Raw genomic sequence first — 292 nt, 5'->3', positions numbered from 1 at the left:
ACACAGCGAGTCGCTACGTGCGGAGGGTGTGCCCCAGGCCAAGCTGGACGGCCTGGCCGGTTGGCGCGTGAGTCGTCATTTCCAGGCGCGTGAGCGAGCGGCGCTGGCCTGGGCGGAGTCGCTGAGCGAGATCGCCCGCAGCCATGCCGACGATCAGGACTACCAGCCGCTGGAGGCGCACTTCAGTGCCAGGGAAATCTCCGACCTGACCATTGCCGTGGCCCTGATGAGTGGCCTCAATCGTCTGGCCATCGGCATGCGTCTGTGACGCTCAGCCCGCGCTGATCACGCC

At 67.1% G+C, this 292-nt stretch carries 1 protein-coding gene; it reads left to right on the top strand.

Going from position 1 to position 292, the window contains the following annotated elements:
* The coding region (locus tag J0A65_RS27085; RefSeq protein WP_206597250.1) for a carboxymuconolactone decarboxylase family protein at positions 1-268 on the top strand (268 nt) is incomplete at its 5' end.
* Positions 269-292: the final 24 nt, after the last annotated feature.

This window comes from Bowmanella yangjiangensis (assembly GCF_017255015.1).
Lineage (GTDB): Bacteria > Pseudomonadota > Gammaproteobacteria > Enterobacterales > Alteromonadaceae > Bowmanella > Bowmanella yangjiangensis.
This window is presented reverse-complemented; position numbering and strand designations above follow the sequence as displayed.